The following is a 13,432-nucleotide window of genomic DNA, read 5'->3' as shown; positions in this document are numbered from 1 at the left end:
GCCGGATGAGTTTTACTTTAAACACCTGCCCGCAACACCCAAGGCAGCTTAAACAGAATCGCAAGATATTTCACTTAAAACTTCAAAGATTCTGTCCAACTAAACGGGGCCACCTCTGTCAGCATAGGTTTGAAATGGTGATGTGACATACTCAATCTGACTATAAGCTTTTTCAAACAAGCCCCATGCCATTGGCAATAATTCGAACTCTTTTTTCTGCATCGTCAACGCCCCATTCAGCATTGAGTCAATTTCAACTCTAAGTCTAGTAACTTCTAGGTTATGTTGATGTTTTAAAGCAGCCAGTCTCTCAGCAAATTTTGTATCTAGCCAACTTTTACCTAAATACTGAAATAGTAAAAACGATATTACAGCACCGCCACCACCAGCTGCTATCAGTTGAAAAATCCATGACAAACCATCATTAACCATTCTATTCCCTTAGTTCTCCAGAAGTGGCAATTTCAAAAAAGGATACTATCAAAAACTTACTGCTCGAAAATAGGGCTTACGAGCTACATCTAATAGCAATTAATTCTTTTTTTGTTAATGCAATCTATATTTTGATTGTCTGTTTTTAAATGCTGGCTCTGTTCCTTCTAGTATTTCTACTACTTTATTTTTAATTTCTTCGCGCTCAATAGCACCAGATTCATATTCAAATTTACCCTCGAGCTTATTGCAAGACGCAAAAATTATTTGCTCAGCATCGCATACAACTGCTAGATTTGGATTGTGCGTCACCATGATAACTTGACGCCTATCCTTAGCTTCCTTAATGCATTTTACGAGTACTCTAAAGATAGTTTGGTTGTCGAGATTTTCCTCTGGTTGATCGATAACTATTGGAATATCTTCTTTATCTACAAGCAAATAGAAAACGAGTAATAGTAACCCACGCTCGCCTGGAGATAACTGTCCTATTTCTTGGCCGTCATAAGTTAAAGAGTAGCGAGGAGAAAGATAATCCAAGCCAAAAATATAATCCAACAACTCCTGCGGATCGCCTCCTTTCCTTAGTTGATCGATAAGCTTAGTTTCACGAACTGCAACTCCTTCGCGATAATCAACATGTAACATATCATCGATCATACTTACGAAATTCATCGTACTTTCAGCAGTATCAAATTGCGACTCATGTATCTTATTACGTAACAGTAAAGCGCTCTCCTCAATACCGGAAAATGACCCTCTAACTTGTCGGTTGATACGATTTAAAAACTGGTCTTGAAAGGTGGTTTCTTCAATCCGAACGAGAAATTCCAGAGGCAGTTGCATATCTTTCTTTTGAGCAGACTGAACAAACTCTTGCACAGCTCCATACAAGCGCTGATACTCATCAACCATTTGTTTAATGTGACCATGAATATCTCGGGTATGATTAGCACGCTCACTTTTCAGACTAGCAAGACGATTTGGCAACTCACCTAAGGAAACTATTTCAGCGTCAAGCCATTGGATAGTCCCGGGTCTATCTTTCGATCCAGTTATATCATTTTTCTGACGCTCCCAAGCCACCAAACTCTCTCTATAAACAACATACAAGCGTTGCCGTTCATCAAGTTTACTTTTAATACTTTCTACTTCAGCTATGACGCCAAGCCTACGATTAGTAATACTATCGGCTTCTTGACCTTGCAATTTATTATCAATATTTGTGATTTCATCATGCATCGCTAATAAAAGATTATTTGCAGGCTCTTGGTTAATTTTTAGCGAAATAAAATCATCTGCGGAAAACTCCTCCCCTAACTCTTGTATTAAGCCTTGTAACTCCCCTAAGAAAATCTCATGTTGTTTAAATTGGTTGGTTAATGCTTGAATTATTTTTCTAGCAACGGCTTGTTTCTTAAGTGCTAATGTTTTTCGATCTTTTAATTCTTCGGCCTCTGACTCAATTTCGTGAAGCTTCGCTTCTTGCCTAAGTATGTCTTGTCCTGCTTGGTGGGACTCCTCTTGTGCCTCTGCTGAAGTGTTTGGGTCTTCAACAGGGCCTGGCTTAGCAGCCTCGAGAGCTGCGAGTTCTGATACTTTTGTAAGGCGTTGAGCTTCTAAACCACGCTTGAACTGAGGGTCCATTCGTCTTTCAACGTCAAGAATTTCTGAATTGATTTTTGATAACTCTTTTTTCTTATCCAGTCTTGCTTGATTTATCTCTGCTACCTTGAAATCAAGCAATTCATCCATTGAGGTCTTTCCCAACTTATCTTCTTCAGAAACATGGGAGTAAATAATTTTTCTAAGTTCGGAGTCAAAAGTATCGGATCCTTTGTCTCCTAACTCATTGCATAAAGTCTCTAAATAGCTTTGAGGAAGATACTTAACTCTCTCTACATCACTCGAATCAGGATTCTGGTCTAAATCCCTACTTGATGACGTTCCATCGCTCCATATAAGAGATCCTGAGAAATATCTTGCAGGATTTGATTTTGGACTTCGAAAACGTTGTGGATTTAGAAATGAAAAACTTGAGTGATTCTTAGTTGAGCCTATTAAAGCAATAATGTCTGCTAAAGCACTTTTCCCGCTACCTTTATTGCCGATAATTGCCACGAGGTCTGGATTTAATGGGATATTTAAATCAAACCAACTTTCAGATAAAGGGGAACCAACTTTCTTTTTGACTGAAACAGAATTTATAAATTTTGTTTTATTTAAGTCAACTAAAGAAAGTTTTGGAGGTTTATCTCCGACGTAAACTCTGTCATCAAACTCTTCAATGGACTGTAATAGCCCTTCGAAAGTGCAATCCGCTTTAATCCAAGTAAAACAATTCCCAATGCGATCTTTATCTGCCGCTGAACTCAACCAATGAGCATCAGAACAATCGAGCAGTTTGGAGTTAACTGTAGATTTCTCGAGCGCTTTTTTTGCTTTTATATAATCATCTGGAGACTGTGCTGCAGTGAAAACTAGATTTGCGCTATTTATTAAAGTCTTCTTTTCAGCAATTGTATGATCATCCCACTTGAGATTTTCCCATTCAGTCTTTCCAATTGCTACAATATATTTCCCAGCAAGAACTTCGTTCTTTAATGCTTGCTGTAGCCCATCAGCACTCACATTTAAATTATTAAAACCCTCCATTAAAGCGCTGCCATATTGAGCTCTCTTATCTTCCGGAACTGACTGAATAATGGCATTACCAAGACCTTCAATACTTTGCCTAGATATGACGCTATTCCATTTACCAGTGCCGTTGGAACCAGGGAGTAGCTTATAGCTAGGAGAAATTGCAGAAAGAAATTGTTGTCTTATAAATTCTGGGGGAACTTGATCAAAAATCACGTGAATATTAATTCGGCTCCAGCTTGAACCTGGATGATCCTTGTCCCCATGAATTACTCCACCAAACTTATCCAACCTTAATTCAATAACAGGGAGAATTAAGTCAATATTTTTTAACCGATTCTGGTTGTTCTTAGCATTTAATACTTTTTCATAACCATCTACTAAAACATAATCATTTATACCAATAACTTTAAACTCACTGGGCAGTCTCTCTAAGTCACTAATGAATGCTTCCCATGCGTCATCATTTGTACCTGGATAATTGTGATAAAACGATTCAGGTGTATGAACATGTAAATCCCACTTTTTCCAAGTAGATCCCAACTCTGGCTTAGACATTGACTCTCCCCTTAATGCATTAAACAAACCCAACTTGATTTTAAAATTAATTAATATTCATATTTCTTGTTAACTGATCATCAATATAACCAAATTTCAACAAATTAAAAATCTTTCGAATTTTTTGTTAGGCAAAAATTTAGGTCACTTAGAACGTAGATCAGATGCGTTTTATGCAAAAACCCCTTTAAATTGTTGAATTAACTATAAAAAAATCATCTTTACAACCTATACATCCCTAAAGTTCTTTGATATGGTAGCGATATATGAATATAAATATGGTGTGCTTTTACACCAATAATCACCGGGGTGACATTGAATGATGAATCTTCCAGGAAAGTTTTTATACACGATACGCAGTGCTAACGGCGTGATTGTGGAAAATTTGCAGGTGTACGGTAAGACACGCAGCGAGGCTGACAAGAAGATCCAGCAAATGTATATGCGATGCGAGATCATCAGTTGCAACCCGATACAGGACATCAGGACACGTGTGCCACATTTAAAAATGCAATGGGTGCGCCCCTAAATGCAATCCAACACGGCTAGATACCAAGGCGCTTTATTAAACGCCTTTTTCCTTATGAATATATGAAACTACATATTCACTGGCAAAAAGTGTCAGCATTTTGTCAAAATAAGTGCCTAAAGCATTGAATTACATTGGAAAACATATTTTTATCTGACATGGCAGGCAGTGATATTGGTATGATAAATGCTAGGCATAGAGTATATAAATAAGCCAAAAACACTTAGGGTGGAGTTATTAAAATGGGACAAGCACCAGGAAAATATCTGTTTGTAATACGTAGTGCCAATGGCGTGATTGTGAAAAATTTGCAGGTTTATGGCAAAACGCGCCTTGAAGCGGACGAGAAAATTCGGCAGATGTATCGGCGTTGTGAGGTGATCAGTTGTGAACTGGTTGAAAATCCTAAAACAGCAAGTGCCAATTTTGAAGATGTGCTGGATGCGATTGTGGTCAGCAATGCATGAGGCATGGCTTACACAAGATTTAAAACCTGGTTGATTTAAAAAGGCGCCTGATTGAGGCGCCTTTATTATTTACGCTTGCCAACCTCTAAAACAACGAGAGATTGCTTGCCTGTATAGAGGTTTTGCCAACACGCCTTCTGGGCGTTTTTTTTACCGGCATATGCGCCGGGGCAAACAAAGCCTCATCAAACAGTGATTGCTGCGCCGGAAATAATTCGTCCTGCATCTGCGCGCTTTGTAACTCAAAGCGGAGTTCGCAATCGAGGCGGATGTCTGACTTTGGCACGCAGCAGCACGGCAGAATTTCATCGGCGGCGATAAAGGCCAGCGGCTGTTCGAGATATTCGACCTCGCCATCGAGCATGCGCACCCTGCATGCGCCACAATAGCCGCCCCGGCACTGATACTCCACTTCATGCCCGGTACGTTCCAGACCTTCGAGCAGGGTTTCATGCGGGAGCAAACTGAAGCGGCTGTGCTGACTGCGGATGCTGATCACTGGTTTAGATTATCTGGTTATAACTCAAAGTCATTCAAATCGTCGGCCGACATCTCCGAATCAATCTGACCAATCAGATAGGAACTGAGTTCTACTTCTTGCGGCGCCACTTGCACGGTGTCGGAGGCCAGCCAGGTGTTGATCCATGGAATCGGGTTGCTTTTGGCATTGGGGAAAGCGGCTGGCAGGCCGACTGACGCCATACGGCTATTGGTGATGTATTCAACATATTGGCACAGGATATCTTTATTGAGGCCTATCATGGAGCCATCTTTAAACAAGTACTCTGCCCATTTTTTTTCCTGCTCGGCGGCGGTTTTGAACATTTCGAAACATTCATTGTGCAGCTCGGCAGCAATCTCGGCAAACTCGGCATCATCCTGCCCGGAACGCATGATATTCAGCATGTGCTGGGTGCCGGTGAGGTGCAGGGCTTCATCGCGCGCAATCAGGCGGATGATCTTGGCGTTGCCTTCCATCACCTTGCGCTCGGCAAAGGCGAATGAGCAGGCAAAACTGACATAAAAGCGAATCGCTTCCAGAATATTCACACTCATCAGGCAGCGGTACAGCAATTTTTTGAGTGCACGCCTGTTGACCACCTTGGTTTCGCCATTGATGACGTGATTGCCCTCACCCAGTTGCGAATACAGCATGGTCTGCTGGATCAATTCATCGTAATAATGGGCGATATCCGAGGCGCGCGCGGTGATGTTTTCATTGCGCACAATGTCGTCAAACATGACGGAGGGATCATTGACGATGTTGCGGATGATGTGGGTGTATGAACGCGAGTGTATGGTCTCGGAAAACGCCCAGGTCTCAATCCATGTTTCCAGCTCAGGCAGCGACACCAGTGGCAACAAGGCCACATTAGGGCTGCGGCCCTGAATAGAATCCAGCAGCGTCTGGTATTTCAGGTTACTGATGAAAATATGCTTTTCATGCTCTGGCAGGTTCTGGTAATCGGCACGGTCTTGCGACACATCGACTTCTTCGGGACGCCAGAAGAAGGAGAGTTGTTTCTCGATCAGCTTCTCGAATACCGGATATTTCTGCTGGTCATAACGCGCCACATTGACGGGCTGACCGAAGAACATCGGTTCTTTCATTTGATCGTTGTCTGTTTTGGTAAAGATGCTGTAGGCCATCTGTGTTCCTAATGTTTAAGTATGAATTCTCAAACTGTTTTTAAATTGTACTGATTACCCCACTGCAATAAGCGTTAAATCAGTGAGCGAGCGGGATAAAGTGCAAGGCGTACGGAGCACAGAAACCGGAATGTACACGAGAGTACATGAGGATTTCGCGCACCGCACAACGCCGCGCAGCCACTGAGTCAATGCTTATTTAAATCTTGCAGGCTCCACTCGCACACCCATCATCTTCTGCTTCCATTCCACCTTCGGTCGCACCGTCACGGGTGTTGTGATAGTAGAGCGTTTTGATGCCCAGCTTGTACACTTGGAGCAAATCCTTCAACAACTGCTTCATGGGTACACGGCCCCCTTCAAAACGGGTGGGGTCGTAGTTGGTATTGGCAGAAATGGATTGATCGACAAACTTCTGCATCACACCGACCAGCTTCAGGTAGCCATCATTGTTCGGCATTTTCCACAGCAACTGATACTGGTCACGCAGACGCTCAATCTCTGGCACCACCTGACGCAAAATACCATCCTTAGACTGCTTGACCGACACCAGGCCACGCGGTGGCTCGATACCGTTGGTGGCGTTGGCGATCTGGCTGGAAGTCTCGGAAGGCATCAGCGCAGTCAGGGTGGAGTTACGCAGGCCATCTTTCTGGATCTCGGCGCGCAGGCTTTCCCAGTCGAGCAGCAATGGTTCGTTGCACACGGCGTCGAGGTCTTTTTTGTAACTATCAATTGGCAAAATGCCTTTGGCGTAAGTGGTTTCGTTAAACGCCTGGCATGGGCCAAACTCGCGGGATAACTGGACGGAGGCTTTGAGCAGGTAATACTGAATCGCTTCAAATGTCCGGTGGGTCAAGCCCAGCGCAGTGTCACTGGTGTAATTAGTGCCATTTTTTGCCAGGTAATAAGCATAATTGATCACGCCAACGCCCAGTGAGCGGCGCTTGTTGGTGGCATTGCGTGCGGCTTTCACCGGATAATCCTGATATTCCAGCAGCGCATCCAGTGCGCGCACCACCAGTTCGGCCAGGCCTTCGAGTTCGTCCAGCGACTCCAATGCCCCCAGGTTAAAGGCGGACAAGGTACACAGCGCAATTTCACCTTCAGCATCGTTGATGTCGTTCAGTGGTTTGGTCGGCAGCGCAATTTCCATGCACAGGTTGGACTGGCGCACCGGGGCGACAGCTGGGTCGAATGGGCTATGCGTGTTGCAGTGGTCCACGTTCTGAATGTAAATACGGCCAGTCCCGGCCCGTTCCTGCATCATGAGCGAGAACAAATCGACAGCAGATATCGTGCGTTTGCGGATGCTGTCATCCGCCTCATATTGGGTGTACAGGCGCTCAAAGGCATCCTGGTCGGCAAAGAAGGCGTCATACAAGCCGGGCACGTCATGGGGCGAGAACAAGGTGATGTTCTGGCCCTTGATCAGGCGTTGATACATCAGGCGGTTGATCTGCACGCCGTAATCGAGATGGCGCACACGGTTTTCTTCCACACCGCGGTTGTTTTTCAGCACCAGTAATGACTCGACTTCCAGATGCCACAGCGGATAGAACAAGGTGGCAGCTCCGCCGCGCACCCCGCCCTGCGAGCAGGATTTCACCGCAGACTGGAACAGTTTGTAGAACGGCAGGCAGCCGGTATGTTGCGCTTCGCCGCCACGGATCTCGCTGCCCAGTGCGCGGATGCGGCCGGCGTTGACGCCGATGCCGGCGCGTTGCGAGACGTACTTCACAATCGCGCTGGTGGTCGCATTGATGCTGTCCAGGCTGTCATCACATTCAATCAGCACGCAGGAGCTGAACTGGCGCGTCGGCGTACGCACACCCGCCATGATAGGCGTTGGCAGCGAGATCTTGAAGGTAGACACCGCATCGTAAAAACGCTTGATGTAATCGAGGCGCGCCTGGCCTTTATAGTTGGCAAACAGGCTCATGGCCACCAGAATGTACAAAAACTGCGGGCTCTCGTAGATTTTTTTGGTGACGCGGTTTTGTACCAGGTATTTACCCTCAAGCTGCTTGACCGCCGCGTATGAGAAGTTCATATCGCGCCAGTGATCAATATAGCCATTCAATACATCGAATTCTTCACGTGTGTAATCACGCAGCAGGTGCTGGTCATATTTACCGAGTTCAGTCAGGCCAGTGACATGGTCAAACAGATGCGGTGGCTCAAACTGGCCATACGCGATTTTGCGCAGGTGAAAAATAGACAGACGTGCCGCCAGATACTGGTAATCCGGGGTTTCTTCAGAAATCAGGTCAGCAGCAGATTTGATGATGGTTTCATGGATAGCATCGGTGCGGATGCCATCGTAAAACTGGATGTGCGAACGCAACTCCACCTGGGAGACGGACACATTATTGAGGCCTTGTGATGCCCAATCAATCACGCGATGGATTTTATCAAGATTGATGGGTTCCTTGCGGCCATCTCTTTTCGTGGCCTGCATGGATTCGTATTGTGACATGAGTGTCTCCCAGTACTGGAAGCGGTTCTGCATCGTGGGCAAAGCATATTCACTCAAGGCAATGCCAGCACATCCGGCCACTCTTCACCACAATGGTGGCGAAGCCCAGGACGTCAATCCATAGCGTCTTGAAAAATGCATCTGCCGAGGACACCCCGCCTCAAACGTTAACAAGAAAAAAGCACGGTAGGTCTCCTGGCTTTCAGGTCATGATCACTGGCGTTCGCCTTCCCGAATTTCTTCAGTGGCTTGTGCAGTCGCCAGCAACTCGCTGATCACAGTTGCGGGGGCAGCTCTGGCTTGATGACCCTTGAGAGGATGCACGCACCAGATTCCCTTTTAAATACCGGTTTTGGATAAAACCCGTATACCGTATGAGTGCGACTATAAAACAATATCTATGGTTTTTCAATTGAACAAAACACAATATATTGATTTATTTTGATTGACAACGGGCAACTGGTTGTTTTTATTGGGGAATATTTTTTAAGGATTTTGCAGCGGACAAACAGGCTTGCACACATGGCATTTTTAAAGCAAATACATGGAGCATATTTTTGAAAATGACTAGGTTGTATGGTGTTTAGTGCAGGCCCTCCCCACAAGGTCAGCCTGCACTCTCACATGCATTATCTTGTCACTTGATGATTAAGCGATCTATGGTTTCAGCCGACTAAAAAGTGGCAGCTACGCTGAACAGCACGCTACGTCCTGGCTGATAAAGTGGCGTAACGGTCCCAAAACCTTGATAGGTGGCACGGTCCGCGTAGGTATCATCAAACAAATTACGCACATCCACGCGCCACTTGGTTTTGACTGCCCACTGAGGTTGATATTCGGCATAGAGATTAAACACTTCATACGAAGGGAACGATAATGTCCCCGCACTGACTTTATTGTACTTTTGCGCAAACTCTGCATCGCCACCGACGGTCACGTTAACAGACGGAAAATGATGCCCCACGGTCACGTATAAAATCTCGCCAACCGGGGTTGCAAGGTAATTACCGGTATCGCTGTCGGTAGGCGTACCGTCAATGGTGACATCGATGTCTGCCAGTCTTGCACGGGCAAAGCTCTGTTCCCACTGGTAGGCCAGACCCAGTTCATATCCACGTGTGCGCACATCTCTGGCCAATACGCCACTGTTGGCAGCAAACCGGGCCGCACGGGCGTTGTCTATTTGCGTTTCAAACACCTTGGCATCGGCCGTAAATCCATAAAAACGGCTTTGCAAACCCAAGAAATAGTTATCTGCTTTGGTGGCTTTTGGACCACGCCCGTAGTTCCATGCCGTGTTCATGATAAAGTTTTCTGCCATCTGGCTACCGCTAAATACCTCCGAATACCCTGCTTTCACCGTAAGCAACTCAGGCACCACAGCCAACTCACCCGAGATATTGGAACTGAGCCCGGAATGTGACCAACTGCTGCCTTGAGTACCCGTGAGCTCATGGTGGTCGTTACGAATACCCGCGGAAAGGTGCAAAGCTTGCCAGGGATTGATTCTTGCCTGGACATAAACACCTCGGTTGTTTGCTTTCTCTTCAGCCTGGAAAGTGCGATCCTTGTAATCTGCTTTGTCACGATAGAAATCGACACCTGCCGTAATGCTACCTATATTGATGGGAAAACGGTTTTCAAACTTTCCGTTAAAGCTGCTGGTTTCTCCTGTGCCCGGATAAATCACGGTCCCTCCGGCAGTAAAAATAGGCACAGTGATTTCAGTCTTGCTATAGGCTAGCACTGCCGTTGGATTCCACCAGTGGTCAGGGTTCACTTGCGTATACCGCAGAACAGTATTGTCACGGGTCATCTCATAGTCACGCACACGTGGCTCCCATGCCGGGCGGCCTGAAATAAACCCGATATTGCCGCGGAAAGGACGTACTGCATCGTCACGCACCCGCTCATGACTTAATTGTAATCTGTGGCCATCTTCTGCTTCGGCGCCTAATTTAAAGAAACCGCTGACAAGGTCGGTGCCCGTCCCATCGACTTTGTCGCCATTGCCCGCTTCAAATCTGTTGCCATTGGCGACGGTTAAATAGGCTAATCCATCCAGTTGTTCAGAAGCAGCATATCCAGCCAGGGTTTGGCTGAAAACATCGCCATTGGTATTAAAACTGGAGCGGATATAAGCGCCCTTGCCAGGCGAAGTGAGAAAGTCACGCGCGTTTTTGGTTTCGTAGGCAATCGAACCTGCAATGGCACCAGCGCCTGCATCCGCGGGTGCCACGCCAGCATTGACTCTCACTGCCTTCATAAATAATGGATCGATCAATGTGGTTCCGTTATGATGAAAGACTTTATTGTTTTGACGACTGCCGTCGATGGTGACCGCCAGATTGGTTTCCTCAATCCCGTTCACATAGACTTTTTGCGACATGGGCGTAGAACCGCCAACTTTGACCGAGGGCTGCCCGTTAAATATACCGCGTACGTCACTCGGGTTATTACGCGCAAGGGCTGCTTCATCAATCAGTATGGTGACAGGCTCCTTAACAGGCACAGATTGATCAACCTTGGCAGATACCGCCACTTCAGGCAGTGTTTCTGCCTGTTGAGAGAGTGGCTGGGGAACTGGTTCTTTGCTTGCCAGTACCACCGTAAAATGTGTGTCACCGGTTCGCTTCAAGGCCAGGCCACTGTTAAGCAACAAGTTTTGCAAGGCCTGCTGTGCGCTGTAGCGGCCTTTGAGGGCTGTGGTTTTTTTATCGCCAATCAACGCGGCATTTGCGCTGAGGCTAATGCCGGTTTGTGCCGCGACCTGCGTCAAGGCAGTTGAAAGCGGCCCGGCAGCAATATCAAACATTTGCGTGGTTTCTACAGCTTGTGCCCATGCGACGGACGCAAATGGATTCAGCAGCGTGACAGGCAACAGCATTGCAGTGCGAACTGCCAGCGTGAGCAGGTGGGGGCGAAATGAAACAGGATACGGCATGAGATCGGGCTCCAAAGTTGAGTATTAAAAGCGTTTCAACTGGTATGCCGGATGAACTTCAAAAAAGGGAACTCTGCCAGGGAAATTGTTTATCGTGCGGCGATCGCCAGACCACCAGCCGCATCCTGATGGATGCGTACTGGCAATACGTTTTCGACGGCAGCCAGGATCAAGGGGATGTCTTGCTGGGGATAATTGAGAGGATACACCCCGACCAGCCGCAAGTTTGCCACCGCGGGCTGCACGCGGATAGTGACACTGGTATACCGATTCAACTCGGCAATAAAATTGGCTAACGGCAGATTGTCCGCGACGAGTTGCCCGCGTGACCAGGCTTCACGCGCGAGGTCAGCACGGCCATCGGCAATGACACCACTCTGCGTAAACCTCGCCTGCTGCCCTGCCAGGATCTCCACACTGGCAGCATCATGCGGGCTAATGCGAACGGCCCCTTCAAACACGGCCACGTGCCCGCCTTGCAGATCGCCGCGTACCGTAAAGCGTGTGCCGAGTGCGGTCAATCGGGCATGCAGCGTCTCGACGACCAATGGCCTGGACGGGCGCTGTGGATCATGCGCCGTGGTGACCAGGATTTCGCCTTGATGCAACACAATGCGTCGCAGATGCTGGTCATAGTACACATCGACGGCGGTGGCGGTATTCAATGCCAGCAACGTCCCTTCTGGCAGGCGCCACTGCTTGCGCTCACCAACCTGCGTGCGGTAACCGGCATGGGCAATCGCATAGGTATTGAGCCAGCCACGCCAAGGCAAGGCCTGGCGCATGAGCAAGCCACTGGCAAGGACAGTGACACCCAGACCCAAACGGCGCAAGGTGCGTCGACGCTCAATGGAATGCACCTGTTTCAAGGTAGCCCTCGCATTGGCTGCGGGCACCGCGGTTGCAAGCTGTTTAAAAGGCTGACTGATGGCTTCAACACGTTGCCAGACACGCGCATGTGCCGGATCTGCCGCCAGCCAGGCTTGCAAACCAGCGTAATCCTCTGGCTGCGCGGCCTGATCCTGCAAACGCGCAAACCATTCTGCGGCTTGGCTTAACACCCGCTGCTCTTCCATGTGGTCAGCGCGCATCTCATTTACCCTCATTGATGAGACAAGCCAGCATGGCCTGTGCCATGTATTTTTTCACCATGCGCTCGCCGACACCCAACCGCTCACCAATCTCGCGGTAACCGAGGCCATCCAGCTGAGACAACAGAAAAGCTTCGCGTACTTTGGGCTTCAAGCGATCCAGCAATTGATCAATGCGGATCAGCGCTTCCAGAATTAAAGAACGCTCTTCGGGAGAGGCAACGAAAGACTGGGGCGTTACAGCCAACGTCTCCTGCCACGCACGCTCAACTTCTTGGCGGCGCCAGTGATCTATCAGCAAGTGCTTGGCAATCTGTGTCAGGTAAGCGCGAGGTTGTTCCAGTGTATGCACATTACGCTTGCCATGCATCATACGCAAGAAAGTATCCTGCGCCAGATCGGCGGCCTGCTCACTGCAGCCAAGCTTGCCTCGCAGCCAGGTCTTTAACCACCGATGATGATCCATATAAATACTTTCAACGGTCTGCTGCCCTAAAAACTCTTTCGCCAACATGCTGATCACTGTAAATGATAATAATTCTCATTTTAACACGGGTGAGCATTTTTTTAATATGCTGTCTTCATAGTGTGAGAAAGGTACTGACAATGACGCATGCATCACCGCTGATGCTGAATGTATGG

At 47.3% G+C, this 13,432-nt stretch carries 10 protein-coding genes and 1 riboswitch; of the genes, 2 read left to right on the top strand and 8 right to left on the bottom strand.

What is annotated here, in order from left to right:
• Window positions 1-99: 99 nt before the first annotated feature.
• Together Q9291_RS10900 and Q9291_RS10895 are read right to left on the bottom strand one after the other, a co-directional pair.
• Window positions 100-432, bottom strand: coding sequence for a hypothetical protein (locus Q9291_RS10900; protein ID WP_306390079.1), 333 nt, complete (start codon window positions 430-432; stop codon window positions 100-102).
• Window positions 433-546: 114 nt separating this feature from the next.
• Window positions 547-3,630: a TrlF family AAA-like ATPase gene (locus Q9291_RS10895; protein ID WP_306390078.1), complete on the bottom strand. Its 3,084-nt coding sequence runs from the start codon at window positions 3,628-3,630 to the stop codon at window positions 547-549.
• Between the two features lie 319 nt (window positions 3,631-3,949).
• Between Q9291_RS10895 and Q9291_RS10890 the strand changes: the two genes are divergently transcribed.
• The gene (locus tag Q9291_RS10890; RefSeq protein ID WP_306390077.1) at window positions 3,950-4,159 is read left to right on the top strand and encodes a hypothetical protein; all 210 of its coding nucleotides are present in this window, start codon (window positions 3,950-3,952) and stop codon (window positions 4,157-4,159) included.
• Window positions 4,160-4,401: 242 nt separating this feature from the next.
• Window positions 4,402-4,626 (top strand): hypothetical protein, encoded by a 225-nt coding sequence (locus Q9291_RS10885; protein WP_306390076.1) that lies wholly within the window; start codon window positions 4,402-4,404, stop codon window positions 4,624-4,626.
• An 85-nt stretch (window positions 4,627-4,711) separates the two neighbouring features.
• On the opposite strand, the gene yfaE is transcribed toward Q9291_RS10885, so the two are convergent.
• From yfaE to Q9291_RS10855, 6 genes are all read right to left on the bottom strand, one after another.
• Window positions 4,712-5,125 (bottom strand): class I ribonucleotide reductase maintenance protein YfaE, encoded by a 414-nt coding sequence (yfaE, locus tag Q9291_RS10880; RefSeq protein ID WP_306390075.1) that lies wholly within the window; start codon window positions 5,123-5,125, stop codon window positions 4,712-4,714.
• A 17-nt stretch (window positions 5,126-5,142) separates the two neighbouring features.
• Window positions 5,143-6,276: a class Ia ribonucleoside-diphosphate reductase subunit beta gene (gene nrdB, locus Q9291_RS10875; protein WP_306390074.1), complete on the bottom strand. Its 1,134-nt coding sequence runs from the start codon at window positions 6,274-6,276 to the stop codon at window positions 5,143-5,145.
• A 199-nt stretch (window positions 6,277-6,475) separates the two neighbouring features.
• Complete coding sequence (gene nrdA / locus Q9291_RS10870; RefSeq protein ID WP_306390073.1) at window positions 6,476-8,755, bottom strand: class 1a ribonucleoside-diphosphate reductase subunit alpha; 2,280 nt, start codon at window positions 8,753-8,755, stop codon at window positions 6,476-6,478.
• A gap of 168 nt (window positions 8,756-8,923) precedes the next feature.
• A riboswitch (cobalamin riboswitch) is annotated at window positions 8,924-9,145 on the bottom strand.
• Window positions 9,146-9,428: 283 nt separating this feature from the next.
• A complete protein-coding gene (locus tag Q9291_RS10865; RefSeq protein WP_306390072.1) occupies window positions 9,429-11,699 on the bottom strand; it encodes a TonB-dependent receptor in 2,271 nt (756 codons plus the stop codon).
• An 89-nt stretch (window positions 11,700-11,788) separates the two neighbouring features.
• On the bottom strand, window positions 11,789-12,790 hold the full coding sequence (locus Q9291_RS10860) for a FecR domain-containing protein (RefSeq protein ID WP_306390071.1): 1,002 nt from the start codon (window positions 12,788-12,790) through the stop codon (window positions 11,789-11,791).
• 1 nt (window position 12,791) lies between these two features.
• Window positions 12,792-13,304 (bottom strand): sigma-70 family RNA polymerase sigma factor, encoded by a 513-nt coding sequence (locus Q9291_RS10855; RefSeq protein ID WP_306390070.1) that lies wholly within the window; start codon window positions 13,302-13,304, stop codon window positions 12,792-12,794.
• Between the last annotated feature and the right edge of the window lie 128 nt (window positions 13,305-13,432).

Source organism: Methylophilus aquaticus (assembly GCF_030769565.1).
GTDB classification, from domain to species: Bacteria; Pseudomonadota; Gammaproteobacteria; order Burkholderiales; family Methylophilaceae; genus Methylophilus; species Methylophilus aquaticus.
Note: the sequence above shows the minus strand (reverse complement) of the source record. Positions and strands in the feature narration are given on the sequence as shown.